The following is a 24,974-nucleotide window of genomic DNA, read 5'->3' as shown; positions in this document are numbered from 1 at the left end:
GGTCCGGCTTGTCCCCTCCGCCGGCCGGGCCGCCCGGAGACCCGCCGTGGTTCAGCGCCGCCGGGACCGGAGGACGAGCGTGCGGTACGGCAGTTCGACCGCCTCCCGTCCGACCAGGTCCGGATGGCTGGCGAAGAGACCTCGGACGCCCCGGTCGATCCGCTCCCGGTCTGCTGCCGAGGCGGTCAGCCAGGAGGAGCGGGTGTGCAGCATGCCCAGCACCTCGTCCGGGGTGAGCGTGGTGGCGTGGGCGAACTCGCCCAGCTCCACCGCGGCGAAACCGGGACCGAAGTCGGCGTACTTCTCGGTCACGTCACCCGCGTTGTCGCCGAGGTGGGCGATCCGGGTCAGCTCCGCCACCCAGTCCACCCGCTCGTCCCGGACGTTCCAGATCGGCGCGAAGGTGCCGCCGGGCCGCAGCACCCGGGCGATCTCGGCGTGCGCGGGCTCCCGGTCGAACCAGTGGTAGGCCTGACCGACCAGCACCGCGTCCGCCGTGCCGTCCGGCAGCGGCACCGACTCGGCGCTGCCGGCCAGCGCCGCCGTGCCCGGGGTGGCGGCGGCCAGTTCCGCCCGCATCCCCGGGTCCGGTTCGACGGGTACGACCTGGTGGCCGAGGGCGAGCAGGCCACGGGTGAGGATGCCGGTGCCGGCGCCGAGGTCGACCAGCCGGGCCGGGGCGGGCACCCGGTCCAGCGCCCAGCGCAGCGCCGCCTCGGGATAGCGGGGACGGAACCGGTCGTACGCGGCCGCGGCGGCGCCGAAGGAGAGCGCCTGGTGGGGGTTGGTCATCCGGTGAGGCTAGTGCGGCGGACGGCCGCCGGGGATCAGTGGCGGTGCGCGCGGGCGACCAGGGTGCGGTAGGGCAGGTCGATGATGTCCCGGCCGGCCAGGTCGGGGTGGGTGGTGAGCAACTCACCCAGTTCCGCCTCGACCTCGCGGCGCCGCGCCGGTTCGGCCGTCAGGTAGTGCGACCGGGTCCGCACCATGCCGAGCAGATCGTCGGGGGCGAGGGGGGTGACCTGCCCGAACTCCGCCCACTCCGGGGTGGCGAACCGGGGGCCGAAGCCGGTCACGGTGGCTCGCAGGTGGTCGACGGTGTCGCCGATCTCGGCGATCCGGTTCAGCTCGGTCACCCAGCCGACCCGGTCGTCGCGCAGGTTCCAGACCGCCGCGAAGGTCCCCCCGGCCCGCAGCACCCGGGCGACCTCGGGGTGCGCCCGCTCCCGGTCGAACCAGTGGTACGCCTGGCCGACCAGCACCGCGTCCGCGTACCCGTCGGGGAGCGGGATCGACTCGGCGCTGCCGGCCAGTGCCGGGGTGCCCGGCAGTACGGCCGCGAACTGGGCCCGCATGCCCGGATCGGGTTCGACGGCGGTCACCTGGTGGCCGAGCGCGAGCAGCCCGGCGGTGACGATCCCGGTGCCGGCGCCCAGGTCCACGGTGCGGGTGGGCGCGGCGAGGCCGTCCACCGCCCAGCGCAGCGCCGCCTCCGGATACCGGGGCCGGTAGCGGTCGTAGTCGGCGGCCGCCACGCCGAAGGAGAGGGCCTCGGTGGAGTCGGTCATGGGCGGCAGGTTATCCCGTAACGGCCGGCCGGGCGCTTGAGTACGCTCATGGGCTGACCCGCCGATATCTCCCAAGCCTGAGGAAGCTCCCGTGACCGAGCAGAACGCCCTGCCAGTGGACCCCGCCGACGATCTTCCGGAGCAGATGAAGGTCCGCCGGGAGAAGCGGGACCGGATGCTCGCCGAGGGCGTCGCGCCCTACCCGATCGGCTACCCGCGGACCAGCACCCTGGCCAGGGTCCGCGAGCAGTACGCCGAGCTGCCCACCGACACGGCCACCGGCGACCGGGTCTCGGTGACCGGCCGGGTGATCTTCGTACGCAACACCGGCAAGCTCTGCTTCGCCACCCTGCGCGACGGCGACGGCACCGAGTTGCAGGCGATGCTCTCGCTGGACCGGGTCGGCGCGGAGCGGCTGGAGGACTGGAAGCGCCTGGTCGACCTCGGCGACCACGTCGGGGTGACCGGCGAGGTGATCACCAGCCGGCGCGGTGAGCTGTCGGTGCTGGTCGAGCAGTGGGCGGTCACCGCCAAGGCGCTGCGCCCGCTGCCGGTGGCGCACAAGCCGCTGAGCGAGGAGGCCCGGGTCCGCCAGCGGTACGTGGACCTCGTGGTCCGCCCACAGGCGCGGCAGATGGTGCGGACCCGCGCGGCGGCGGTGCGCAGCCTGCGGGACACCCTGCACGGCCAGGACTTCATCGAGGTGGAGACCCCGATGCTCCAGCTGCTGCACGGTGGCGCGGCGGCCCGCCCATTCGTGACCCACAGCAATGCGCTCAACACCGATCTGTATCTGCGAATCGCGCCGGAACTGTTTCTCAAGCGGGCCGTGGTGGGCGGCGTCGACCGGGTCTTCGAGATCAACCGCAACTTCCGTAATGAGGGCATCGACTCCACGCACTCGCCGGAGTTCGCCATGCTCGAGGCCTACCAGGCGTACGGCGACTACAACACGATGGCGGAGCTGACCCGGAATCTGGTGCAGCAGGCGGCGCTCGCGGTGAGCGGCTCGACCGTGGTGACCCACGCCGACGGCCGCGAGTTCGATCTGGGTGGCGAGTGGCGGTCGGTGTCGCTCTTCGGTGTCCTTTCCGAAGCGCTCGGTGAGGAGGTCACCGTCCGCACCGAAAGGACCCGCCTGGTCGAGTACGCGGACAAGGTCGGCCTCTCCGTCGACCCGAAGTGGGGTCCGGGCAAGCTGGCCGAGGAGCTTTTCGAGGAGCTGGTGGTGCCGTCGCTGCAGGCGCCCACCTTCGTCCGGGACTACCCGGAGGAGACCAGCCCGCTCACCCGGGCGCACCGCGACGAGCCGGGGCTGGCCGAGAAGTGGGACCTCTACGTGCTCGGCTTCGAGCTGGGCACGGCGTACTCCGAGCTGGTCGACCCGGTGGTGCAGCGGGAGCGGCTGGTGGCCCAGGCGCAGCTCGCCGCGCGCGGCGACGACGAGGCCATGCGACTCGACGAGGACTTTCTTCGGGCGATGGAGTACGGAATGCCGCCGGCCGGTGGTATGGGAATGGGAATCGACCGTCTGTTGATGGCGCTGACCGGGCTCGGAATTCGGGAAACGATCCTGTTCCCGTTGGTCCGGCCAGAGTAGCGGCACCCCGTTCCCGGGTTGTTACCGGAACCCATTGACGCGGCAAGCATCGGGCGGGTTATTGTGCTCCTGTATTGCAGGAGCACAACCCTGCTCGAAAGGAATGTGGGACGTGGCCAAGCAGATCATTCACAAGCTGGTCGATGACCTGGACGGCGGGGACGCTGACGAGACCGTCAAGTTCGCGTTGGACGGCGTGCAGTACGAGATCGACCTCTCGGCGTCGAACGCCGAGAAATTGCGCGACGTATTCGCGCAGTACATCGCGCACGGGACCAAGGTCGGGCGCGGCGGTGTGGTCGTGGGCGGCCGGGCCGCCCGGGGCCGGGGCGGCGCCACCGCCGACCGGGAGCAGAACAAGGCGATCCGGGCCTGGGCCAAGAAGGCGGGCAAGGACATCTCCGACCGGGGTCGGATTCCGCAGGAGATCGTCGAGGAGTACCACTCGAAGGCCGGCCACTGAGCCGACCACCACGGGCGACGCCGACGCCGGTCCGGAGCACCTTCCGGGCCGGCGTCGCCGTTTGGGCCTGACTGCGTGGGCTGTCCGGTTGCGGGCGGGCCTCGGCGGGACCGGCCCGGGACCGGGGAAGAAACCGCCCCCGGACCGAGTTGTCCACAGGCGGTGGAGATTTCGTCCACAGGCTGTGGAGAGACCGCCCGGGCCCGGCCCGGGGGCACTGGACCGCCCGGACGGTGGTTGCCGGCTCCCAGCGAATTTCGCTCTGCGCGTACAGGCAGGGGTACCGGAACACCTCCTGAGCGCGGACGGTTGTCAGATACGACGTGGGAACGGCCCTTCGCGAGGACACACGACCTCAGCGAAGGCGGTCCGCGGCGATAGAGTAAGGAGGCACGGACGCCCGTCCCGGACGTCCGCGCACCGGCCCCGCCAAGATCTTGACCATCAAGGCGCACGGCACGTGAGGAGCACGAGGGCATGTTCGAGCGGTTCACCGACCGAGCGCGACGGGTTGTCGTCCTGGCCCAGGAAGAGGCCCGGATGCTCAACCACAACTACATCGGTACGGAGCACATCCTGCTGGGCCTGATCCACGAGGGTGAGGGTGTCGCGGCAAAGGCCCTGGAGAGCCTCGGCATCTCCCTCGAGGGCGTCCGTCAGCAGGTCGAGGAGATCATCGGCCAGGGCCAGCAGGCGCCGAGCGGGCACATCCCGTTCACGCCGCGGGCCAAGAAGGTGCTGGAGCTGTCGCTGCGCGAGGCGCTGCAGCTCGGCCACAACTACATCGGCACGGAGCACATCCTGCTCGGCCTGATCCGCGAGGGCGAGGGCGTCGCCGCCCAGGTCCTGGTCAAGCTCGGCGCCGACCTCAACCGGGTCCGCCAGCAGGTGATCCAGCTGCTCTCCGGCTACCAGGGCAAGGAGCCGGCCGCGGCGGGCGCCGCGCCGGGCGAGGCCGCGCCGTCGACCAGCCTGGTGCTGGACCAGTTCGGCCGCAACCTGACCCAGGCCGCCCGCGAGGGCAAGCTCGACCCGGTCATCGGGCGCGAGAAGGAAATCGAGCGGGTCATGCAGGTGCTCTCCCGCCGTACCAAGAACAACCCGGTCCTGATCGGTGAGCCCGGCGTCGGTAAGACCGCCGTGGTGGAGGGGCTGTCCCAGAAGATCATCAAGGGCGAGGTGCCCGAGACGCTGAAGGACAAGCAGCTCTACACGCTCGACCTCGGCGCGCTGGTCGCCGGTTCCCGCTACCGCGGTGACTTCGAGGAGCGCCTCAAGAAGGTGCTCAAGGAGATCCGCACCCGCGGCGACATCATCCTGTTCATCGACGAGATCCACACCCTGGTGGGTGCGGGTGCCGCCGAGGGCGCGATCGACGCCGCCAGCATCCTCAAGCCGATGCTGGCCCGCGGTGAGCTGCAGACCATCGGCGCCACCACCCTGGACGAGTACCGCAAGCACCTGGAGAAGGACGCCGCTCTCGAGCGCCGCTTCCAGCCGATCCAGGTGGGTGAGCCCTCGCTGGCCCACACCATCGAGATCCTCAAGGGCCTGCGGGACCGCTACGAGGCGCACCACCGCGTCTCGATCACGGACGCCGCGCTGGTGGCGGCTGCCACCCTGGCCGACCGGTACATCTCCGACCGCTTCCTGCCGGACAAGGCGATCGACCTGATCGACGAGGCCGGCGCCCGGATGCGGATCCGCCGGATGACCGCGCCGCCAGACCTGCGTGACTTCGACGAGCGGATCGCCCAGGTCCGCCGCGACAAGGAGTCCGCGATCGACGCGCAGGACTTCGAGCGGGCGGCGCAGCTCCGCGACAAGGAGAAGCAGCTGCTCGGCCAGAAGGCCCAGCGGGAGAAGGAGTGGAAGGCCGGTGACCTGGACGTCGTCAGCGAGGTTGACGACGAGCAGATCGCCGAGGTGCTCGGCAACTGGACCGGCATCCCGGTCTACAAGCTGACCGAGGAGGAGACCTCGCGCCTGCTGCGCATGGAGGACGAGCTGCACAAGCGCGTCATCGGCCAGGAGGACGCGGTCAAGGCGGTCTCGAAGGCGATCCGGCGTACCCGGGCCGGCCTGAAGGACCCGAAGCGCCCGTCCGGCTCGTTCATCTTCGCCGGCCCGTCCGGCGTGGGTAAGACCGAGCTCTCCAAGGCGCTCGCCGAGTTCCTGTTCGGCAGCGAGGACGCCCTCATCCAGCTGGACATGTCCGAGTTCCACGACCGCTACACGGTCTCCCGGCTGGTGGGTGCCCCTCCCGGCTACGTCGGCTACGACGAGGGCGGCCAGCTGACCGAGAAGGTGCGCCGTCGGCCGTTCTCGGTGGTCCTCTTCGACGAGATCGAGAAGGCCCACCCGGACGTGTTCAACACGCTCCTCCAGATCCTGGAGGACGGGCGGCTCACCGACGGCCAGGGCCGGATCGTGGACTTCAAGAACACGGTCATCATCCTGACCACCAACCTCGGCACGCGGGACGTCGCCAAGGCGGTGTCGCTGGGCTTCCAGGCCTCTGAGGACTCCGAGTCCAACTACGACCGGATGAAGCAGAAGGTCAACGACGAGCTCAAGCAGCACTTCCGGCCCGAGTTCCTGAACCGGATCGACGACACCATCGTCTTCCACCAGCTGCGCGAGAACGAGATCCTCCAGATCGTGGACATCATGATCCAGCGGATCGAGACGCAGCTGCGGAACAAGGACATGGGCCTGGAGCTGACCGACAACGCCAAGAAGTACCTGGCGAAGAAGGGCTTCGACCCGGTGCTGGGCGCGCGGCCGCTGCGTCGCACGATCCAGCGCGACATCGAGGACAACCTGTCCGAGCGGATCCTCTTCAACGAGCTGACCCCGGGTCAGATCGTGGTGGTGGACTGCGAGGGCGACCCCGAAAACATCGACAAGTCCAAGCTCGTCTTCCGGGGCGCCGACCGGCCGGTGGCCGTGCCGGACGCGGTCCCGGCGGACCTCGGCGGCACCGCCGCCACGGGCGCGGACGACGCGGCGTGACCCGGGTCAACTGATCGAGGGCGACGGCCCCGGCCGGCGAAAGCCGACCGGGGCCGTCGCCTTTTCCCCGCCCTCGCCCCGCTGGGCCGGCTGGCCCGCTGGGCCGGGTCGGCCCGGCTGGCCCGCTGGCCGGCTCGCCGGGGCCCGGCTGACCCGCTGGGCCGGGTCGGTTCGCTCCGGTTGCGGCAACTCGTGGCTTCGCTGGACGGGGATGGCACACTTTGCCGCAACCGGAGTGGATCAAGCAGCGGCGGGGTGGGTCAGGGGTGAGTTAGCGGGACCGGTGGGCCGTCACCGGCCAGCCGGAACGACTCCTCGCCGACCGGTTCCACCAGGCCGTCGGTGACCAGCCCGGTCAGGGCGCGGGCCCGCTGCACGTCGTCGTGCCAGACCTGGTCCAGCCGCTGGTGCGGCACCGGTCCGGTGGCCTCACGCAGCACGGCGAGCAGCAGACCGCGTACCTGCCGGTCGGTGCCCGCGTAGCGCTGGGGGCGGCGGGTCGGGCCGGTCGGCGCCGGTCGGCCGGAGGCGCGCCAGGCGCAGATCGACTCGACCGGGCAGACCTCGCAGCGGGGCGCGCGGGCCGTGCAGACCACCGCGCCGAGTTCCATGAACGCCGCGCTGGCCAGCGCCGCGGCGGCCGGCTCGGTGGGCAGCAACTCCTCGGTGGCGACCAGGTCGGCGGGGCGGGTGGTCGGGCCGGCGTCCGGCTCGCCGGCGATCGCCCGGCACACCACCCGGCGTACGTTGGTGTCCACCACCGGGTGCCGCTGCCCGTACGCGAACGCGGCCACCGCCCGGGCCGTGTACGTGCCGACGCCGGGCAGCGCCAGGAGTTGGTCCAACCGGTCCGGCACCTCGCCACCGTGCCGCTCCACGATCGCCACCGCGCAGTCCCGCAGCCGGACCGCCCGCCGGGGGTAGCCGAGCCGTCCCCACATCCGGATCGCCTCGGCGGGGGTGTCCTCGGCCAGCGCGGTCGGAGTCGGCCAGCGGGACAGCCACGCCGACCAGGCCGGCAGCACCCGGGCCACCGGCGTCTGCTGGAGCATGACCTCGCTGACCAGGATGGCCCAGGCGCCGACGCCCGGCTCGCGCCACGGCAGGTCGCGGGCGTTCCGCTCGAACCAGCGGCTGACCAGGGTGGCGAACGTGGGCTCAGACATCGCGCCGCCGATGATGTCACGGGCGACGGATCGCCAGCGCGGGCCCTCCCACCGGGCCGCCCGTCCCACCGGGCCGCCCCACTCAGCGGGCTGCCCCCTCCCGCCGGGCCGCCCGTCCCGCCGGGCCGCCCCACGAACCAGGCCGCCCTTCCGTCCGTCAGGCTGGCCGGCCGCGCGCCGGTCACGGGCGGCCGGGGAGGTCGCCCTGTGCCGCTGTCGAGCTGACGTCGTATTCGACTCGAACGGGTCCGGCGCGTTCGCCGGTCAGGCGACATCACGGACAGATCGAGGCACCGCGACAGCCGACTTGATGTCGTATCCGACTCAGCTCGACAGGCGCGAAACCAGCAGAGGCGGTTGCCCTGGGTCGGGCGAGTGCGCAGAGCCGGTAGAGGTCGAGGAGGTGGTGGCCGAGGACCGAGGCGGCGTGGAGACCGGGCACGAGGACCAGGAACACGATGGGTGTCTCGGGGGCGGCACGGCACTCCGCTCGGATGACGTGGCCGGCCCGGGCGGCGGCTTCCCGCAGGTTGGGCGGGCCGGGGTGGGCCTGCGCGGCCGATCGGGGCGGTCGGGGCAGAATGTCCGGATGAACGAGCTCGCGATCACCGTCATCGGCCGGGACCGGCCGGGCATCGTGGCCGACGTCGCCGAGGTGCTCGCCCGGTTGGGCGCCAACCTCACCGACTCGACGATGACCCGGTTGCGGGGACACTTCGCGATGACCCTGATCTGCGTGGGCCCGGCCGCCGCCGACGTGGAGGCCGCGCTGGCCCCGCTCGCCGCCGACGGTCAACTGCTGGCGACCGTACGGGTGGTCACCCCGGACGGGCAGGCGGCGTCGGCCGGCGAGCCGTACGTGCTGGCGGTGCACGGCGCCGACCGGATGGGCATCGTGGCCGCGATGACCCGGGTGCTGGCCGACGCGGGTGGCAACGTCACCGATCTGAGCACCCGGCTGACTGGCTCGCTCTACGTGGTGGTGGCCGAGGTGGAGTTGCCGCCGGGCAGCTCCGACGAGGTGGCCGGCCGGCTCGCCCGTACCGCTGCCGAGCTGGGCGTGGGGGTCAGCCTCCGGCCGGCGGACACGGACCTGCTGTGACCGCGCAGGAGTACGTCGGCCTGGGCGGTTGGACGCCCGAGTCGCTGGGCCTGCCCGGCGAGGTACGCGCCGTGGTGTCCGCCCCGGACCCGGTGCTCCGGCGGCCCGGCCCGGCCGTGGATCCGACGTCGGCGGAGGTGGTCCGGCTCGCCGCGGACCTGGTCGCCACCATGCGGATCTCGCCCGGCTGTGTGGGTCTGGCGGCGCCGCAGGTCGGGGTGAGCGCCCAGGTGTTCGCGGTGGACGTGACCGGGCATCCGAAGGCGGTCACCGTGCACGGCACCTTCGTGCTCTGCAATGCCACAGTGGTGGAGGCGACCCGCTGGAAGGCCGGCCGGGAGGGCTGCATGTCGGTGCCGGACCTGACCGGTGACGTGAAGCGGGCCACCCGGCTGGTGGTGGAGGGCGTGCTTCCGGGCACCGGTGACCCGGTCCGGCTGGTGACCGACGGTTTCGAGGCGCGGGCGTTGCAGCACGAGATCGACCACTGCGCGGGGCTGCTCTTTCTCGACCGGGTCGCCGGCGCGCACGGCATCTACCAGCGCACGGTCTACCTCTGACGGTGCGCCGCCGGGCGACGGCACGCGGTGACCGTGCGTGTCCACTGTGGCCGTGCCGGGCGGTGGGGGCGGTCCCGCTCGGCGCGTCGCGCCCCCGCGTCGCGCGGTACGCCGCTACGGTGAACGCATCATGCGTCTGACGGTCGGCCCCCTGCCTCCCGCCGTGTACTGGCGGCGTCGCGCCGTCGTACTCGGAGCGGGACTGCTCTTCCTGATCGTGGTGCTCTACTCGTGCAGCGGGTCGGAGCGCAAGACCGGCTCGTCCGGCACGGGCGCCTCCACGAGCCCGACCGCCAAGGGCCAGCAGCCGGCCCCGACCGGCTCGGTGCTGACTCCGCAGAGCGGGAACCCGCCGACCGCGAGCCCGACGTCGGGCGATTCGGGTGGGAACTCGGGCGGCTCGGAGGGCGGTCAGGGTGGCCCGGCGGGCGGCGGCACCGGGACGGGCGACGGCGGGGCCGGCGCGCCGGTCAACCCGGTGGTCGACGACGGAACCTGCACCGATTCGGAGATCAAGGTGACCGCGATGGCCTTGCCGACCACCGCGCGGTCGGGCGCGCACGTCATCCTCCGCCTCAAGATCAAGAACATTTCCGAGCGGACCTGCAGCCGCAACGTCGGCGCCGACCTCCAGGAGTTGTTCATCAAGGCCGGCGCGGACCGGATCTGGTCCTCGGACACCTGCGGCACCGGCACGGGCTCCGACGTGCAGTCGTTCACCCCGAACTTCGAGCGCTCCTACGAGCTGGACTGGAACGGCATGGAGAGCACGAAGTGCGCGAACGGCGTGGCCGCCGGCCAGGACGCCCCGGCCGGCACCTATCACGTCTTCGCGCGGGTGGGCACCAAGCTCAGCGAGCCGGTGCGGCTCACCATCACCAACTGACCGCCGCCGGCGCGACCATCACCAACCTGACCGCCGCCGGCGCGGCGTGGCTCAGACGTAGCGCTCGAGGATGGACGCCTCGGCGAGCCGGGACAGCCCCTCGCGGACGCCGCGCGCCCGCGCGTCGCCGACCCCCTCCACCGCCTGGAGATCCTCCACCGTCGCGCCGAGCAGCCGCTGGAGGCTGCCGAAGTGCACCACCAGCCGGTCCACCACGGCGGCGGGGAGCCGGGGCACCTTGGCCAGCAGCCGGAAGCCGCGCGGGCTGACCGCCGCGTCCAGCGCGTCCGACGCGGACGGGTAGCCGATCGCCTTGGCGACCGCGACCAGGTCGATCAGCTCGGTGGCGCTGAGCAGGTCCAGCTCCACGAGCGCCTCGTCGAGGGTGCGCGACTTGCGCCCGACCGGGAGGTAGTCCCGGATGACCAGGGTGCGGTCGGCGTCCACGCCGGCCATCAGCTCGTCGAGCTGGAGGGCGAGCAGCCGGCCGTCGGTGCCCAGCTCGACCACGTACCCGGCGATCTCGTCGGCGATCCGGCGGACCATCTCCAGCCGCTGCACCACGGCCACGGCGTCCCGCACGGTGACCAGATCCTCGATCTCCAGCGCGGAGAGCGTGCCGGAGACCTCGTCCAGCCGCAGCTTGTAGCGTTCCAGGGTGGCCAGCGCCTGGTTGGCCCGGGACAGGATCGCCGCCGAGTCGTCCAGCACGTGCCGCTGGCCGTTGACGTAGAGGCTGATGATCCGCATCGACTGGCTCACCGAGATCACCGGGTAGCCGGTCTGCCGGGCCACCCGCTCGGCGGTGCGGTGCCGGGTCCCGGACTCCTCGGTGGGGATGGACGGGTCGGGCATCAGGTGCACGCCCGCCTGGACGATCCGGGTGCCGTCGCTGGAGAGCACCACGGCGCCGTCCATCTTGCACAGCTCCCGGACCCGGGTCGCGGAGAACTCCACGTCCATCGGGAAGCCGCCGGTGCAGATCGAGTCGACCACCTTGTCGTAGCCGAGGACGATGAGCGCGCCGGTGCGTCCGCGCAGGATCCGCTCCAGGCCGTCGCGCAGGGCGGTGCCCGGCGCCATGAGGGCGAGGTTGGCCCGCAGCGGGTCGCCGCCGGCCCCGCCGATGCTCCCGGTGACGCTCACGCTGATCGGACGGGCGGCGGAGCCCACGGCACCGGTGCGGGCGTGCGGCGTCGTCGCGGCGGGCTTGGTGGCATCGCGGTCGATCGGCACGGGCACAGTCTACGGACTGCCGTGCGGTGGGTGCTCTCGTGGTTACTGTGATGTGTCACGATGTCCGGCTCCTGCGGTCGTCGACCCGCTGCGCCCGCTGTCCGGAATCGACCCGGCGGTCCCGCCGCACGCTCACCTCGGGTCACTCCACCGACGCGCGGGCGGCGGCCTGGAGCGCCCCGCGCACGTCCGTGACCTCGATCACGCGCATCTGCTCGGGCACCACTCCACTGCTGCCCGGGCCGCATCCGGGCGGCACCAGGGCCAGCCGGAAACCGAGCCGGGCCGCCTCGGCCAGCCGCCGCGGCACCGCGCCCACCCGGCGCACCTCGCCGGTGAGCCCCACCTCGCCGATCGCCACCAGGTGCGGGGCGATGGCCAGGTTGAGCCCGCCGGACGCCACCGCCAGCGCCACCGCCAGGTCGGCGGCCGGCTCGACCACCCGGATGCCACCCACGGTGGCCGCGAAGACCTCGCGGTCGTGCAGGGTCAGCCGTTCGGTGCGCCGCTGGAGCACCGCCAGCACCATCGCCAGCCGGGCGCCGTCCAGCCCGGAGACCGTACGCCGGGGCGAACCGGCCACGGTCGCGCCGATCAGCGCCTGCACCTCGGTGACCAGCGCGCGCCGCCCCTCCATCGCCACGGTGACGCAGGTGCCCGGCACGGGCTCCGAGTAGCGGGTGAGGAACAGCCCGGACGGGTCGGCCAGGCTGCTGATGCCGCCCTCGTGCATCTCGAAGCAGCCCACCTCGTCGGCCGCGCCGAACCGGTTCTTCACGCCGCGCACCATCCGCAGCGACGAGTGCTTGTCGCCCTCGAAGTGCAGCACCACGTCGACCAGGTGCTCCAGCACCCGGGGGCCGGCGACCTGCCCGTCCTTGGTCACGTGGCCGACCAGCACGGTGGCGACGCCCCGCTCCTTGGCGACCGCGACCAGCGCCGCGGTGACCGCGCGGACCTGGGTGACCCCGCCCGGCACGCCCTCGGTGCCGGTGGTCGAGATGGTCTGCACGGAGTCGAGCACCAGCAGCCCGGGCTTGACCGCGTCGAGGTGGCCGAGCACCGCCGACAGGTCGCTCTCCGCGGCGAGGTAGAGCTGGTCGTGCAGGGTGCCCATCCGCTCGGCGCGCAGCCGCACCTGGCTGACCGACTCCTCCCCGCTGACCACCAGCGACGGGCTGCCGGCGCCCGCCGCCCACTGCTGGGCCACGTCGAGCAGCAGGGTGGACTTGCCGACCCCGGGCTCACCGGCGAGGAGCACCACGGCGCCGGGCACCAGGCCGCCGCCGAGCACCCGGTCGAGCTCGCTGACCCCGGTGGGCCGGGCCCGGGCGGGTGCCGCGCTGATGGTGGCGATCGGTCGGGCCGGCTCGGCGGGCAGCCGGGAGCTGACCACCCGGCCGGAGACCATCGGGCCGCTGACCGTGCACTCGACCACCGAGCCCCACTCGCCGCACTCCGGGCAGCGGCCGACCCACTTGGGTGGCTGGTGGCCGCAGGCGTCGCACTCGTAGGCCGGGCGCGGCTCGCGGGCGGCGCCCCGGCTCCGGCCGGTGGCGGCGGTGGCGCGGGAGGAGGGGGCTCGGGAGGTGCTCACCCCAGGACGCTAACCGGGCGGTACGACGAAAGCCCATCCGGAAGCGGCGACGCCGCCGGCGTGGCGGTGGCCACACCGACGGCGTCGTCGGATGCTCGGGGGTGGGTCAGTCGTGCCCGCCGCCCTCGACCCCGCCCTGCTCGCCGGCCTCCTCGCGCGGGTGGACCACCGGCGAGGCGGGCGCGTTCGGGGTCAGCGGTACGCCGATCGGAGCGGCGGTCTTGATCACCTTGCCGTTGCCGAAGTCGAAGGTCAGGCCGACCTGCTGGCCGGTGAGCAGCTTGTCGTTCAGGCCGACGAGCTGGAGGAACTGGTCGCTGTCGCTGTTCAGCTGGACGTAGCCGAGGGCCGGGATCTCGATCCGGGCGGGCCGGCCGGCCGGGGCCGTCTCGCTCGGCGACGCGGAGGGGCTGGCCGAGGGGGACTCGGTGGTGCCGAGCGACTGGCTCGGCGACGCGTTCGGGTCGGTGGCGGTGGGCGACGCGGACGCCGGCTCGGTCGGCGAGCCGGTGGGGGTCGCGCCCTCGCCGCCGGGCGTCGCGCCGGCGAGCTGGATGTCGCGGGCGCCGTCGGTGCTGACGGTCACCGTCACCGGGGTCTGGCTGTCGTTGTAGATCACGACGTTGAGCGGCGCGTTGGCGCCGGCCTCGTAGCCCTTGGTGCCCGGGAACTGCACGTACAGGCCGCGCACCTTGTACAGGTTGTCGGGAGTCTGGACGTTGACGCCCTGCACCGACGGGATCTTGTTGGCGGTCTCGGCCACCTGGCCGGCGCCACACCCGGACAGCAGCAGGCTCGCCGCCGCCGAGCCGGCCAGCAGCAGGGCCGCACCCCGGGAACCCCTGATCGAGCGCGTCACGTCGGTCCTCCTCGTCACGATCCCCAGCCGGCGGGACGCCGGACACGGGGTGGCCATACCCGCGCAGACCGCGCTCCAGGGTAGTTGGAGCTGATCGAGGGCCGCACGCCGACCCGGTAATGCCACCCTTCCCGGGTGCCGGTCAGACCACCCGGCCGCTGGCCAGCAGCAGGGCCACGTCGATCAGGGCCACCACCAGCACGGACCGGAAGGCGGCCACCGGCCGGCCGCCGGCCCGGGCCGCGCGGCGGCCCGCGTACCAGCCGAGGGCCGGCACCGCGACGGCGGCCGCGACCGCGGACAGCCCGGTCCAGGACGGTGGCCCGGGTGGGCCGACGACGAGGATCACGGTGGCCGCGAGGAGCAGCCCGGCGGCGGCCGCCCGGCTGCCCGCCGGCCCGAGCCGGTGGGGCAGCCCGTGCACCCCGGTGCGGGCGTCGTCGGCCAGGTCGGGCAGCACGTTGGCGAAGTGCGCCCCGGCGCCGAGGCAGGCGGCGGCGGCCACCAGCCAGACCGGCGGGGCGGGGGCGCCGGGCAGCGCCAGCACCACGAAGGCCGGCAGCGAGCCGAACGAGACCGCGTACGGCAGCACCGAGACCGGCGTCGACTTGAGCGGCCGGTTGTAGAGCAGCGCCGAGGCGAGACCGAGCAGGACGCACCAGGCCGCCGGCCCGGTGGTGGTCAGCGCGATCAGGCCGGTGGCCACCGCTGCCACCGGGACGGCCAGGGCGAGGGTTCGCCGGGACACCGCGCCGGCGGGCACCGGCTTGTCGGTACGCCCCACCGCGGCGTCCCGGTCGGCGTCCACCAGGTCGTTGCTCCACCCCGTCGCGAGCTGGCTGGCCAGCACCGTGAGCAGCACCGCGACGATCCCGGCCGGACGGTGCCCGACCGCGGCGGCCAGCAGCCCGGCCACCCCGGTGACCGCCACAGTGGGCTCCGGATGGCTCGCCCTGACCAGCCCTAACACCGACGACGACATAAGGGAAGTCTGGTCGTTACCCGGGAGTCGTGCCACGCTCGGTGGCATGCGAGACGCGGCCCCGGTGTCCACCCCGCCCCGCGTCCTGCCACGCAACGATCCCCGGCAGTACGACGACCTGGTAGGCGAGTGGTGGCGACCGGACGGCGCGTTCGCCATGCTGCACTGGCTGGCCCAGGCCCGCGCCGCGCTGGTGCCCCCGGCGTCCCGGCCGGACGCGCTGCTGGTCGACCTCGGTTGCGGCGCCGGCCTGCTCGCCCCGCACCTGGCCGGCAAGGGCTACCGGCACGTCGGGGTCGACCTGACCCGGTCCGCGCTCGACCTGGCCGCGGCGCACGGCGTCACGGTGGTCCGGGCCGACGCCACGGCGGTGCCGCTCGCCGACGGCTGTGCCGACGTGGTCTCCGCCGGCGAGCTGCTCGAACACGTGCCGGACTGGCGCCGCGTGGTGGCCGAGGCGTGCCGGCTGCTGCGTCCGGGCGGCCTGCTGGTGCTGGACACCCTCAACGACACCCTGCTGGCCCGGCTGGTCGCGGTGGAGATCGGCGAGCGGCTGCCCACCGTGCCGCGCGGCATCCACGATCCACGGTTGTTCGTGGACGCCCGGGCGCTGGCCGCCGAGGCCGCCCGGCACGGCGTGACGCTGCGGCTGCGCGGGATCCGGCCGGCGTTCGGCGGCACGCTGGCCTGGCTGCTGCGCCGGCTGCGCGGTGCCGGTGACCGTCCGACCGGGACGTCGCCGCGGATCGTGCCGACCTGGTCGACGGCCGTGCTCTACCAGGGCCGTGGGGTCCGGAACGGGTAGCCGGGGCCGCCCGGGGTATTGGGACGCCGAGAAGGGGGCTACATGACTGTGCACGCGCTGGAGGCGGCCCGCCGGTTGGCGCCGCGACTGGCCGCGCGGGCGGCGCAGCACGACCGGGACGGCTCGTTCCCGGTCGACGACTTCGCCGACCTGCGGGAGGCCGGGCTCTTCGGCCTCATGGTGCCCCGGGAGCTGGGCGGCCTGGGCGCCACCTTCGCCGAGTACGCCGCCGTCGCCACCGAGCTGGCCCGGGGCAACGGCGCGACCGCCCTGGTGTTCAACATGCACGCCTCGGTGACCGGGGCGCTGGGCGCGGTCACCGAGGAACTGGCCGAGGCGCTGGGCGTACCGGCGGAGGCGCTGGCCGCGCGGGACCGCCTGCTCCGCGCGGCCGCCGAGGGCTCCTGGTACGCGGTGGCCATGAGCGAGCGGGGCGCTGGCGCCCGGCTGTCCCAGCTGAGCACGGTCTACGAGCCGGTCGAGGGCGGTTGGCACGTCAAGGGCAGCAAGACGTTCTGCTCGGGCGCGGGGCACCCGGACGGCTACCTGGTGGCCGCGCGCAGCGCCACCGACCAGTCGGTGGTCTCGCAGTTCCTGGTGCCGGCGGGGCAGGGGATCACCGTCGAGCCCACCTGGGACGCGCTCGGCATGCGCGCCACCGCCTCGCACGACCTGCACCTGGACGTCACCGTGCCGGCCGACCGGCTGCTCGGCGGGGTGGAGGGGCTGGCCCTGGTGGTTGCCCAGCTCATGCCGCACTGGCTGGTGGCCAGCTATGCCGCGGTCTACGTCGGGGTGGCCCGGGCGGCCATCGACGCCGCCGCCGAGCACCTGAACGCCCGGAACCTGGCCGGGCTGCCGGCGGTCCGGGCCCGGCTCGGCCGCGCCGACGCGGCGGTGGCGGCGGCCGAGCTGGTGGTGGCCGAGGCGGCCCGCCGGGTGGACGAGGCGCCGGGGGACGCGGAGACCAACCGCTGGGTGTGGCGGGCCAAGCTGCTCGCCGGCACCACCGCCGCCGAGGTGGCCGCGTCCATGCTGGAGGCCGCCGGCACCTCGGCCACCCGCCGGGGCCATCCCCTGGAGCGGCTCTACCGGGACGCCCGCTGCGGTTCGCTGCACCCGGCGACCTCGGACGTCTGCGCCGACTGGCTGGGCATCGCCGCGCTCGGCGGCGACCCCGACCGCGACGGCTCGGCGCCGCGCTGGTGAGCGGGTGAGCGCGCCGGGGTGCGGGGCCGGTGGCCGGGGCCGGCTGAGCGCGCGACGCGAGCCGGATCCGCGACCGGCGCTCTCCTCGGGCGGGGGCGCTCGTTGGTGACGGTGGGGACACGGGACGAGAGGTGGGGGACATGGCGGTGCCGGTGATCGCGGGCCTGGGCACGGCGCAACCGCCGACGGCCGGGCAGGAGGAGCTGTGGACGGGCTTCTTCTCGAAGCACTTCTCCGGGACGACCCGGGCGCTGGCCGAGCGGATCTTCGCCAACTCCGGGGTGTCCCGCCGGCAGGCGGCGGTGAACCCGCTGCTGGAGGACGTCTCGGAGTGGCCCACCGAGCGCCGGATGCGCCGCTACCAGGTCGAGGCGCTGCCGCTCGGCAAGGAGGCGGTGAGCCGGGCGCTCACCGCCGCCGGGCTGGACGCGGGCGACGTGGGGCTCTTCGTGGTCTGCTCGTGCACCGGGTACGCCACCCCGGGGCTGGACATCCTGCTCGCCCGGGACCTGGGCATGGCCTCGGACACCCAGCGCATGTTCGTCGGCCACATGGGCTGCTACGCGGCCCTGCCGGGGCTGGGCGCGACGAGCGACTTCGTGACCGCCCGGGGCCGGCCGGCGCTGCTGCTCTGCGCGGAGCTGACCAGCCTGCACATCCAGCCGGCCGGGTCCCGGGTGGACACCCAGCAGATCGTCTCGCACGCGCTCTTCTCGGACGCCGCGGTCGCCGCCGTGGTCGTCCCCGGCGGCCGGGGGTACGCGCTGCGTGAGATCACCTCGGTCACGGACACCTCCACGGCGGACCACATGACCTGGGACGTCACCGACGCCGGCTTCCGGATGGGGCTGTCGCCGAAGGTGCCGCAGGTGCTCTCCCGGCACGTCCGGGCGCTGGTCGACGACCTGTTGGCCCGGCACGGCCGCGGCCTCGCCGAGGTGGACGGGTGGGCGGTGCATCCGGGCGGCCCGCGCATCCTCAACGTGGTCGAACGGGAACTGGCGCTGCCGCCGGCGGCGCTGGCGGCGTCCCGGGCCACCCTGGACGAGCACGGCAACTGTTCGTCCCCGACGGTGCTGCTGATTTTGGACCGGCTGCGCCGGACGCAGCCGTCGCCGGAGCGGGTCGTGATGCTCGCCTTCGGGCCGGGCCTCACCCTCTACGCGGCGCTGCTGGAGCGCACCGCGTGACGGGACGGCGACCGCCGCCCCGCGTCGATACGCTCTGCGGGTGACCCCTGACGAGCGGACCCGGCGCGTGCTGCTGGCCGGGCTGACGGTGGCGGCGCTGGTCGCCGGTGCGTGGTGGTGGCGGGCCGCGGCGCCGGCCGTCGACCGCGCCGATCCGGGGCCCACCGGGTCGCCGGCCGCCTTCCTCGAGCCCGGCCTCCGCGTGGCGATCGATGCTCGGACCGGGCAGGTGCTCCCGGGGCCGGATGCGGACCCGGACCAGCGGGTGGTGATCCACCAGGCCCCCGACGGCACGGTGCGTCAGCTGGACGACTCGCAGGTGCTGTGGCGGGAACGGTCCCATCTGCTGCCGGACGGCCCGCCGGTGCGGCGCCAGACGAACGCGTCGGACGCGGACCGGGTGGTGCTCACGGTCGGCTGCTCCGGCGCCGGCTCGGTCGTCGTCGGGGTCTCCGGTGCGCCCGCGGCCGAGCCGGAGCGCACGGTGAGCTGCGGCGGTGCGCCCGAGGTCGTGGTGCTGGAGACGGGGAACCGGCCGCTGCTGGTGTGGTTCGCCGCGCTCGGGGACGAGGTCGACCTCGACGCCCGGCTCGCGGCGGTGTCCTGAGCGCCGCTCAGCCGGCCAGTCCGACCAGGTCGGCGCGGTAGTCCTCGACCGGTCCCAGCTCGGGCACCACCCGGACCACGGTGCCGTCCCGGTCCACCAGGAGGGCGGCGGCCGTGCCCGGATGGGGGGCCAGGTGCAGGTAGGCCCGGAGGCCGCCGGCCGGGTCGGCGAGCGGTCGTACGCCGGCCGCCGGTGGGGCCTCGGCGCTGCGCCCCTCGGTCACCGTGAGCACGGTGACGTCCCGTGGCGCGGTCGCCGCAGCCGTGCTCACCTGCTCCCGGCAGGCGCAGGCGTCGACCAGGATGATCATGGCGGGGAGCAGGCCGCGCAGCGGCACCGGGGAGTTGCCGGCGTCGACCAGGTCCAGCGCGGGCACCGGCCCGACCGGGCCGGGGGTGGCGCTCGGGAAGGGGACGACGGTGGGGCTGCCGCCGGAGCGGGTGGAGCGGGGCCAGGTCACGGCGGCCAACCCGCTCAGCGTCACCAGCACCGAGATCAGCAGGGCCAGCAGCGGCAGCCGCAGCGGGCGGACCGCCGGTCGCGGGGCGCCGTGCCGCCCGCCGGAGTTCCGGCGCTCGCGGCGCAGCTCGCGGCGGACCTGGCGGGCCTCCTCGGCGAGCGCCGAGGGGTCGTCGGGAACGACCACCCGACCCCACTCCGGTGGCAGGTCGGGCAGCCCGTCCGGCGGCCCGTGGCCTTCAGCGTCAGGCATGCCCATCGGACCCCCAGGAGCCGTCTCCGTGAGCGGACGTCGCGCCCGCCTCAAGCGTCCCGCACCGGCGCTCGTACCGCCACACCTGGGCGCACGTCGGATTCCAGGGCTACCATGGAAGGAGCGCATCGCCCTAGATATCAACGCTCCGATCACTCGTACCGGGTTGTCATCCGATCGTCACGGAGCGTGTCGAAACCATCGGTTTGACCGCCTGTCAAGCTGAAGAAATACCTCTCACAGGGCCCCTGAGCTGCGCCAACGGTCAGGACAGCGGTGAGACATCGGTGCCTGAGCGTGTTACCCTAGACACAGCGAAAGGGGTTTCGAACCTATGGTTTTCAGTGTCGGCGAGACCGTTGTTTACCCCCACCACGGGGCCGCACTCATCGAGGCAATCGAGACTCGGGTCATCAAGGGCGAGCCCAAGCAGTACCTCGTCCTGAGGGTCGCGCAGGGTGACCTGACGGTCCGGGTGCCCGCCGAGAACGCCGAGATCGTGGGTGTGCGAGAGGTGGTCGGCGAAGAGGGCCTGGGCAAGGTCTTCGACGTGCTCCGTGCACCGCACACCGAGGAGCCGACCAACTGGTCGCGGCGTTACAAGGCGAATCTGGAGAAGCTGGCCTCGGGTAACCCGCTGAAGGTCGCCGAGGTCGTCCGCGACCTGTGGCGCCGGGAGCGGGAGCGGGGCCTGTCCGCGGGTGAGAAGCGCATGCTCGCCAAGGCCCGCGACATTCTCGTCGGCGAGGTCGCGCTGGCCGAGAAGAGCACCAAGGACGAGGCGGAGACGCTGCTCGACAAGGTACTGACCGAGGCCTGAGTTCCACCGCATCGTCGTACCCGACCCGTAGCAAAGAAATCCGAGGACCGCGACGTGACCGCGCAGCTCAACCCGCGCGGTGACGTCGCGGTCCTTGTTCCTGCGGCCGGTGCCGGGGTACGCCTCGGTCCCGGCGCTCCGAAGGCGCTCCGGCCGCTCGCCGGCGAGCCACTGCTGGTGCACGCGGTACGCCGGGTCGCGGCGGCCGCCTCGGTGCACACCATCGTGGTGGCCGCCCCGGCGGCCGACGTCGAGGCGGTGCGGGCGCTGCTCGCGCCGGTGGCCCCGGTGACCGTGGTCCCCGGCGGCGCCGAACGGCAGGCGTCGGTGGCCGCCGCGCTGGCCGCCGTCCCGGCCGGGCCGGAGATCGTCCTGGTGCACGACGCGGCCCGGGCGCTCACCCCGCCCGCACTCGTCGAGTCGGTGGCCGCGGCGGTCCGCGCCGGCCACGACGCGGTGATCCCGGTCCTGCCGGTGGTCGACACGATCAAGGAGGTCGACACCGGCGAGCGGGTCCTCGGCACGGTCGACCGGTCCGCCCTCCGCGCGGTGCAGACCCCGCAGGGCTTCCGCCGGTCGGTGCTGGCCGCCGCGCACGAGGCGGCCGGTGACCCGCTGACCGACGACGCCGGCCTGGCCGAGAAGCAGGGCGTGCCGGTGTTCTGCGTACCCGGGTCGGAGCTGGCCCTCAAGATCACCCGGCCGTTCGACCTGGCGCTGGCCGAGTACCTGCTGGCGGCCGGGGTCTGACGCGTACCCTCGGCTCATGATCGTCCCTCGGGTGGCCATCGGCACCGACGTGCACGCCTTCGCGCCCGGCCGGCCCTGCTGGGTCGCCGGCCTGCACTGGCCGGGCCAGGACGGCCTGGCCGGCCACTCGGACGCCGACGTGGTGGCGCACGCCGCCTGCAACGCGCTGCTCGCCGCGGCCGACCTCGGCGACCTGGGCGCGAACTTCGGCGTGGACCAGCCCGAGTGGGCCGGCGCCTCGGGAGTGGCGCTGCTCACCGAGAGCGCCCGGCGGGTCCGGGCCGCCGGCTTCCGGATCGGCAACGTGTCGGTGCAGGTGATCGGCAACCGCCCCAAGATCGGCCCACGCCGGGGGGAGGCGCAGCGGGTGCTCTCCGCCGCGGTCGGCGCCCCGGTCACGGTCGCCGCCGCCACCACCGACGGGCTCGGCTTCCCGGGGCGCGGCGAAGGGCTGACCGGCATCGCGGTGGCCCTGGTGTACGAGGCCCCGGCCGACTGAGCCGGGCGGCCACTCGCCGGGGCCGGCCGGCCCGGGCTCCGGCGGATCGTGCCGGACGGCCCGGGACCGGATCCGCCGGCTCAGTCGACGTCGGTGCAGACGTTGTGGGTCGTGCCGTGCAGCATCGTGATGGTCTTCGCGAAGCTGGGATCGAACTGCACCACGAACTGGCCGTCGACGATCCACAGCCCCTTCGGCAGCGAGCCCGCGTTCTCCCGGAAGCCGAGCAGCACCGGACCGGTCACGTACCAGGTCATCGACCCGTCGGTGCCGTAGACCACCAGGGAGGTGCCGCTCGCGTCCGCCGTGGAGGTGGCGCCGGTCTCCAGATTGGTCACCCGGTCGATCAGAGCGCCGGTGTACAACTCCCGCTTCGGCGAGCCGTCCGGGTAGGTCGCCAGGGTCAGCTTCCGTACCTCGTCGACGATCGGCTCGACCCGCACCGCGAATTCGCACCGGGCCCCGGCGGGCAGCTCGAACGCCTCCTGCGGGGCCGGTTCCCAGGCGCCCGGGGCGCTGTCGACGGTCGCGGCGGACGCCGTACCCGGCAGGGCCGCGCCGATCAGCGCGACCGCCGACGCCAGCGCCACCTTCATCCTGATTCGCATGATCACTCCATCCGTACGGGGTTCAGGGCCGGACCAGGATGCGCGGCCCGGCTCACCACGGGATCACCACCGCGGGACGGGCGCGGCGGCGCCGTACGCGGCCGGACGGGCCGCCGGGCGCCGGTCACCCACCAACCGCTCACCGTCGCCTGACAACCCGCCCGCCGGGCCAGCCGGTCCTTTCCGTATGGACTTCCGACTACTTGGACCCTTCGAGGCACGCCACGAGGGGCAACCGGTCGAGGTGGGCAGCCGGCGGCAGGAGCGCTGCCTGCTCGGGGTGCTGCTGCTCGACGCGGGACGGGTGGTGGACACCGAACGCCTGATCGACCTGCTCTGGCCCGACCGGCCGCCGGCCTCGGCCCGGGGCACCGTGCAGACGTACATCGGCCGGCTGCGGGGGTCGCTGTCGCCGTACGGGGTGCGGATCAGCACCCGGGGCGAGGGTTACCTCGTGGAGGCGGACGGCCACCGCGTCGACGTCGACGAGTTCGCCGAGCTGGTCCGGCGGGCCGGGGCGGCCGCCGATCCCGCCGAGCGGGTGCGGCTGCTCGACCGAGGGCTGGCGCTCTGGCGCGGGCCGCTGCTGGCCGACGCGGCCGACGGTGAGCTGCGGGAGCGGCTGCACGGCGCCGTCGAAGAGCTGCGGCTGGTCGCCGTCGAGCTGCGCGCCGAGGCGCGGCTCGCGCTCGGCCAGCACGCCCAGGCGATCACCGAGCTGATGCCGTTGGCCGCCGCGTACCCGACCCGGGAGCAACTCGTCGGCGTGCTGATGACCGCGCTGTACCAGGGGGCCCGGCAGGCCGACGCGCTGCGCCTGTACCGGACGACCCGGCGGGTGCTGGTGGACGAGTTGGGCGTCGAACCGGGGCCGCGGCTGCGCGAGGTGCACCGCCGGATCCTGCGCGGCGACCACCGGCTGGACCGCCCCGGGCGGCCGGTGTACGAGGTGCGGGTGCGCGACGAGAGCCTGCCGTGGAGCGTCGGCGGCCATCCCGCGCTGGACTTCTGCAACACCTTCGCCGGCTGGGGGCAGGAGCCCCCGCTGCCCGGCTCGGAGTGGCTGCGCGGCTACCGCACCCTGGCGGTCTGGGCCGGGCACGCGGGTCTCCTCGACGACGTCTCGGTGAGCCGGCTGATCCACCTGGACCGGCGGGACCCGGGCGGGGCCGCGGAGGTGCTCGCCGAGGCCCGCCGGCTGCGGACCGCGCTGCACGACTGCCTCGTCGACCCGGACGACCGCCCGGCCTTCGACGTGGTCGCCGGGTACGCGGAGGCCGCCGCCAAGGTGCTGGTGTTCCGGCGCGAGACCGACGGCCGGGGGCACTGGTGGCCGGAACTCACCGCCGGGCTCCGGACGCCCCTGCACGCCGTCGCGTGGTCCGCCGCCCAACTGCTCGCCGACCCGCGCCGGCTCGCCCTCCGGGGCTGCGCCGACGAGCGGTGCGGTTGGCTCTTCCTGGACGAGGGCGGGCTGCGTCGCTGGTGCAGCCTGGGCACGTGCGGCAACTCGGCGGCCGGGTCCGTCTGCCACAGCGCCTGAACGCGCGGCCGGATCCGCCGGCCAGCGCGCCTGAACGGCGGACGGTGCGTGCGGCCGATGCCGCCCCGGCGGTGCCACCCGGCGTGGGCGGGGGCGGGCGGCTACGCTCGCCGGGATGTCGAGTGACGCCGCCCCCGACCAGTCCGCCGCCGACGGCTACCTCCAGCGCGCCCGGCTCCTCGCCGAGCTGGGCCGGTACGACGAGGCGATCGGTGAGCTCAGCTTCCTGATCGCCGCCGAGCCGGGCCACGCCGACGCGCTGACCATGCTGGCCCGGATGCACCTCGCCGGCGACCGGGCGGCCGAGGCGCTGGACGCCGCCGAGGCGGCTCTGGCGGTCGCCCCGGACGCCGTACCGGCGCTGGTGGCACGGGGCTTCGCGCTGGCCGACCTGCAGCGGTGGAAGGAGGCCGCGACCACCGCCGACCAGATCCTGGCGCTCGGCCCGACCGACCCGTACGCCCAGCGCAGCGCCGCCGCGATCCTGTCCGGCGCACGCAACGGCCAACCGGCGCTGGACGCCGCCTGGCGGGGGGTCGAGCTGGTGCCGGAGGAGCCGCAGGCGCACCTGGTGCTCGGCCTGGTGGCCGCCCGGCTGGCGCTGTTCGACCTGGCCGAGCGGGCCTACCGGGAGGCGCTGCGGCTGGACCCGCAGCTGGCCGAGGCGCGCCACGACCTGGGGGTGATCCGGCTGGACCAGCGGCGCTACGCCGAGGCCCTGGAGCACCTGACCGAGGCGGCCGCCATGGACCCGGCGCGCGGCGACGCCCGCCGGACGATCGGTGACGGACTGCGCCGGATGGTGCTCCACGCCGCCGGCTGGTCGCTGGTGGCCACGGTGCTGGTCGCCTTCCTGGCCCCGGCGGCGCCCGGACCGTCCCGGATCCTCGCCGGGGTGGCCGCGCTCGGCGGGGCGCTGGTCGGCTGGCGGTACGCGGCCCGGCTGCCCGACCTGCTCGGGACGGTCCTGCCGGGGCTGGTCCGGTCCGACCGGAGCCTGGCCGTGGCGCTGTACGCGACGGCCGCCGCCCCGGCGCTGCTGCTGCTCTACGCGCTGCTCGGCGGGCCGTGGCCGCTGGTGGCGGCGGTGATCGCGGCGACGGTCGCGTCGTTCGCCGTGCTGGTCCGGCGCTGACGTGGTTATTCCCGGTCTCCGGGGTGAGCCTGGCTACGTGTGGGTGGGGGCGGCGCGGGGGT

24 protein-coding genes are annotated in these 24,974 nt (G+C 74.1%); 15 read left to right on the top strand and 9 right to left on the bottom strand.

The genetic code is table 11. The features are described from left to right. Window positions 1-51 precede the first annotated feature (51 nt). A complete protein-coding gene (locus ACIBPB_RS29160; protein WP_396842647.1) occupies window positions 52-792 on the bottom strand; it encodes a class I SAM-dependent methyltransferase in 741 nt (246 codons plus the stop codon). Window positions 793-827: 35 nt separating this feature from the next. Continuing rightward, entirely contained in the window at window positions 828-1,568 is a 741-nt protein-coding gene (locus tag ACIBPB_RS29155; RefSeq protein WP_396842645.1) for a class I SAM-dependent methyltransferase, read from the bottom strand. A 91-nt stretch (window positions 1,569-1,659) separates the two neighbouring features. On the opposite strand from ACIBPB_RS29155, the gene lysS reads away from it, so the two are divergent. From lysS to ACIBPB_RS29140, 3 genes are all read left to right on the top strand, one after another. Further along, window positions 1,660-3,168, top strand: a complete 1,509-nt coding sequence (gene lysS, locus ACIBPB_RS29150; protein WP_396842644.1) for a lysine--tRNA ligase — start codon at window positions 1,660-1,662, stop codon at window positions 3,166-3,168. Window positions 3,169-3,280: 112 nt separating this feature from the next. Beyond that, complete coding sequence (locus ACIBPB_RS29145) at window positions 3,281-3,631, top strand: Lsr2 family protein (RefSeq protein WP_396842643.1); 351 nt, start codon at window positions 3,281-3,283, stop codon at window positions 3,629-3,631. A gap of 477 nt (window positions 3,632-4,108) precedes the next feature. Further along, entirely contained in the window at window positions 4,109-6,646 is a 2,538-nt protein-coding gene (locus tag ACIBPB_RS29140; RefSeq protein ID WP_357316775.1) for an ATP-dependent Clp protease ATP-binding subunit, read from the top strand. A 260-nt stretch (window positions 6,647-6,906) separates the two neighbouring features. Here ACIBPB_RS29140 and ACIBPB_RS29135 read toward each other — a convergent pair whose 3' ends face one another. Next, window positions 6,907-7,812 carry an A/G-specific adenine glycosylase gene (locus ACIBPB_RS29135; protein WP_396842642.1) on the bottom strand — a complete coding sequence of 302 codons (906 nt, stop codon included), beginning with the start codon at window positions 7,810-7,812 and terminating at the stop codon, window positions 6,907-6,909. A 589-nt stretch (window positions 7,813-8,401) separates the two neighbouring features. Here ACIBPB_RS29135 and ACIBPB_RS29130 point away from each other — a divergent pair. The 3 genes from ACIBPB_RS29130 (at window position 8,402) to ACIBPB_RS29120 (ending at window position 10,360) form a co-directional block, all read left to right on the top strand. After that, entirely contained in the window at window positions 8,402-8,914 is a 513-nt protein-coding gene (locus ACIBPB_RS29130; RefSeq protein WP_046562695.1) for a glycine cleavage system protein R, read from the top strand. Then, window positions 8,911-9,474, top strand: a complete 564-nt coding sequence (locus tag ACIBPB_RS29125) for a peptide deformylase (RefSeq protein ID WP_396842641.1) — start codon at window positions 8,911-8,913, stop codon at window positions 9,472-9,474. The genes ACIBPB_RS29130 and ACIBPB_RS29125 overlap by 4 nt, the downstream gene beginning before the upstream one ends. 130 nt (window positions 9,475-9,604) lie before the next feature. Further along, window positions 9,605-10,360 (top strand): hypothetical protein, encoded by a 756-nt coding sequence (locus tag ACIBPB_RS29120; protein WP_396842640.1) that lies wholly within the window; start codon window positions 9,605-9,607, stop codon window positions 10,358-10,360. Between the two features lie 51 nt (window positions 10,361-10,411). Here ACIBPB_RS29120 and disA read toward each other — a convergent pair whose 3' ends face one another. The 4 genes from disA to ACIBPB_RS29100 all read right to left on the bottom strand — a co-directional run bounded on the left by disA (window position 10,412) and on the right by ACIBPB_RS29100 (window position 15,034). After that, the gene (disA, locus tag ACIBPB_RS29115; protein WP_396842639.1) at window positions 10,412-11,596 is read right to left on the bottom strand and encodes a DNA integrity scanning diadenylate cyclase DisA; all 1,185 of its coding nucleotides are present in this window, start codon (window positions 11,594-11,596) and stop codon (window positions 10,412-10,414) included. A gap of 142 nt (window positions 11,597-11,738) precedes the next feature. Continuing rightward, window positions 11,739-13,193, bottom strand: a complete 1,455-nt coding sequence (gene radA / locus ACIBPB_RS29110) for a DNA repair protein RadA (RefSeq protein WP_396842638.1) — start codon at window positions 13,191-13,193, stop codon at window positions 11,739-11,741. A gap of 106 nt (window positions 13,194-13,299) precedes the next feature. After that, the gene (locus ACIBPB_RS29105) at window positions 13,300-14,052 is read right to left on the bottom strand and encodes a hypothetical protein (protein WP_396842637.1); all 753 of its coding nucleotides are present in this window, start codon (window positions 14,050-14,052) and stop codon (window positions 13,300-13,302) included. Window positions 14,053-14,194: 142 nt separating this feature from the next. Further along, window positions 14,195-15,034: a UbiA family prenyltransferase gene (locus ACIBPB_RS29100; protein ID WP_396842636.1), complete on the bottom strand. Its 840-nt coding sequence runs from the start codon at window positions 15,032-15,034 to the stop codon at window positions 14,195-14,197. Between the two features lie 46 nt (window positions 15,035-15,080). On the opposite strand from ACIBPB_RS29100, the gene ACIBPB_RS29095 reads away from it, so the two are divergent. The 4 genes from ACIBPB_RS29095 to ACIBPB_RS29080 all read left to right on the top strand — a co-directional run bounded on the left by ACIBPB_RS29095 (window position 15,081) and on the right by ACIBPB_RS29080 (window position 18,845). After that, on the top strand, window positions 15,081-15,839 hold the full coding sequence (locus ACIBPB_RS29095; RefSeq protein ID WP_357316752.1) for a methyltransferase domain-containing protein: 759 nt from the start codon (window positions 15,081-15,083) through the stop codon (window positions 15,837-15,839). A 42-nt stretch (window positions 15,840-15,881) separates the two neighbouring features. Further along, entirely contained in the window at window positions 15,882-17,048 is a 1,167-nt protein-coding gene (locus ACIBPB_RS29090; protein ID WP_396842635.1) for an acyl-CoA dehydrogenase family protein, read from the top strand. 140 nt (window positions 17,049-17,188) lie between these two features. After that, the gene (locus ACIBPB_RS29085) at window positions 17,189-18,238 is read left to right on the top strand and encodes a type III polyketide synthase (protein WP_396842634.1); all 1,050 of its coding nucleotides are present in this window, start codon (window positions 17,189-17,191) and stop codon (window positions 18,236-18,238) included. 40 nt (window positions 18,239-18,278) lie between these two features. Further along, window positions 18,279-18,845, top strand: coding sequence for a hypothetical protein (locus ACIBPB_RS29080; protein WP_396842633.1), 567 nt, complete (start codon window positions 18,279-18,281; stop codon window positions 18,843-18,845). A gap of 7 nt (window positions 18,846-18,852) precedes the next feature. Here the strand turns inward: ACIBPB_RS29080 and ACIBPB_RS29075 are convergent, their stop codons facing one another. Continuing rightward, window positions 18,853-19,563: a hypothetical protein gene (locus ACIBPB_RS29075; RefSeq protein WP_396842632.1), complete on the bottom strand. Its 711-nt coding sequence runs from the start codon at window positions 19,561-19,563 to the stop codon at window positions 18,853-18,855. Between the two features lie 328 nt (window positions 19,564-19,891). On the opposite strand from ACIBPB_RS29075, the gene ACIBPB_RS29070 reads away from it, so the two are divergent. The 3 genes from ACIBPB_RS29070 to ispF are packed head-to-tail and all read left to right on the top strand — an operon-like array spanning window position 19,892 to window position 21,626. Next, window positions 19,892-20,377, top strand: a complete 486-nt coding sequence (locus ACIBPB_RS29070; RefSeq protein ID WP_007073334.1) for a CarD family transcriptional regulator — start codon at window positions 19,892-19,894, stop codon at window positions 20,375-20,377. A 54-nt stretch (window positions 20,378-20,431) separates the two neighbouring features. Further along, on the top strand, window positions 20,432-21,127 hold the full coding sequence (ispD, locus tag ACIBPB_RS29065) for a 2-C-methyl-D-erythritol 4-phosphate cytidylyltransferase (RefSeq protein WP_396842631.1): 696 nt from the start codon (window positions 20,432-20,434) through the stop codon (window positions 21,125-21,127). Window positions 21,128-21,143: 16 nt separating this feature from the next. Then, window positions 21,144-21,626 (top strand): 2-C-methyl-D-erythritol 2,4-cyclodiphosphate synthase, encoded by a 483-nt coding sequence (gene ispF, locus ACIBPB_RS29060; RefSeq protein ID WP_357316735.1) that lies wholly within the window; start codon window positions 21,144-21,146, stop codon window positions 21,624-21,626. Window positions 21,627-21,706: 80 nt separating this feature from the next. Here the strand turns inward: ispF and ACIBPB_RS29055 are convergent, their stop codons facing one another. Continuing rightward, window positions 21,707-22,234 carry a hypothetical protein gene (locus ACIBPB_RS29055; RefSeq protein ID WP_357316731.1) on the bottom strand — a complete coding sequence of 176 codons (528 nt, stop codon included), beginning with the start codon at window positions 22,232-22,234 and terminating at the stop codon, window positions 21,707-21,709. A 187-nt stretch (window positions 22,235-22,421) separates the two neighbouring features. Between ACIBPB_RS29055 and ACIBPB_RS29050 the strand changes: the two genes are divergently transcribed. Both ACIBPB_RS29050 and ACIBPB_RS29045 read left to right on the top strand, forming a co-directional pair. Beyond that, window positions 22,422-23,777: a BTAD domain-containing putative transcriptional regulator gene (locus tag ACIBPB_RS29050; protein WP_396842630.1), complete on the top strand. Its 1,356-nt coding sequence runs from the start codon at window positions 22,422-22,424 to the stop codon at window positions 23,775-23,777. Between the two features lie 115 nt (window positions 23,778-23,892). Next, on the top strand, window positions 23,893-24,912 hold the full coding sequence (locus ACIBPB_RS29045) for a tetratricopeptide repeat protein (RefSeq protein WP_396842629.1): 1,020 nt from the start codon (window positions 23,893-23,895) through the stop codon (window positions 24,910-24,912). Window positions 24,913-24,974: the final 62 nt, after the last annotated feature.

Origin of the sequence: Micromonospora sp. NPDC049836, assembly GCF_044465125.1 — a bacterium.
In the GTDB taxonomy this organism is placed as follows: Bacteria; Actinomycetota; Actinomycetes; order Mycobacteriales; family Micromonosporaceae; genus Micromonospora.
Note: the sequence above shows the minus strand (reverse complement) of the source record. Positions and strands in the feature narration are given on the sequence as shown.

Bases quoted from the DNA above. Each gene is read 5' to 3' on its own strand.
- ACIBPB_RS29095 (WP_357316752.1), top strand. From the start codon at position 15,081: ATGCGAGACGCGGCCCCGGTGTCCACCCCGCCCCGCGTCCTGCCACGC.
- ACIBPB_RS29085 (WP_396842634.1), top strand. From the start codon at position 17,189: ATGGCGGTGCCGGTGATCGCGGGCCTGGGCACGGCGCAACCGCCGACG.
- ACIBPB_RS29070 (WP_007073334.1), top strand. From the start codon at position 19,892: ATGGTTTTCAGTGTCGGCGAGACCGTTGTTTACCCCCACCACGGGGCC.
- ACIBPB_RS29090 (WP_396842635.1), top strand. From the start codon at position 15,882: ATGACTGTGCACGCGCTGGAGGCGGCCCGCCGGTTGGCGCCGCGACTG.
- ACIBPB_RS29135 (WP_396842642.1), bottom strand. From the start codon at position 7,812: ATGTCTGAGCCCACGTTCGCCACCCTGGTCAGCCGCTGGTTCGAGCGG.
- ACIBPB_RS29075 (WP_396842632.1), bottom strand. From the start codon at position 19,563: ATGGGCATGCCTGACGCTGAAGGCCACGGGCCGCCGGACGGGCTGCCC.
- ACIBPB_RS29130 (WP_046562695.1), top strand. From the start codon at position 8,402: ATGAACGAGCTCGCGATCACCGTCATCGGCCGGGACCGGCCGGGCATC.
- ACIBPB_RS29100 (WP_396842636.1), bottom strand. From the start codon at position 15,034: ATGTCGTCGTCGGTGTTAGGGCTGGTCAGGGCGAGCCATCCGGAGCCC.
- ACIBPB_RS29055 (WP_357316731.1), bottom strand. From the start codon at position 22,234: ATGCGAATCAGGATGAAGGTGGCGCTGGCGTCGGCGGTCGCGCTGATC.
- ispF (WP_357316735.1), top strand. From the start codon at position 21,144: ATGATCGTCCCTCGGGTGGCCATCGGCACCGACGTGCACGCCTTCGCG.
- ACIBPB_RS29050 (WP_396842630.1), top strand. From the start codon at position 22,422: ATGGACTTCCGACTACTTGGACCCTTCGAGGCACGCCACGAGGGGCAA.
- ACIBPB_RS29140 (WP_357316775.1), top strand. From the start codon at position 4,109: ATGTTCGAGCGGTTCACCGACCGAGCGCGACGGGTTGTCGTCCTGGCC.
- ACIBPB_RS29120 (WP_396842640.1), top strand. From the start codon at position 9,605: ATGCGTCTGACGGTCGGCCCCCTGCCTCCCGCCGTGTACTGGCGGCGT.
- ACIBPB_RS29155 (WP_396842645.1), bottom strand. From the start codon at position 1,568: ATGACCGACTCCACCGAGGCCCTCTCCTTCGGCGTGGCGGCCGCCGAC.
- ACIBPB_RS29160 (WP_396842647.1), bottom strand. From the start codon at position 792: ATGACCAACCCCCACCAGGCGCTCTCCTTCGGCGCCGCCGCGGCCGCG.
- ACIBPB_RS29045 (WP_396842629.1), top strand. From the start codon at position 23,893: ATGTCGAGTGACGCCGCCCCCGACCAGTCCGCCGCCGACGGCTACCTC.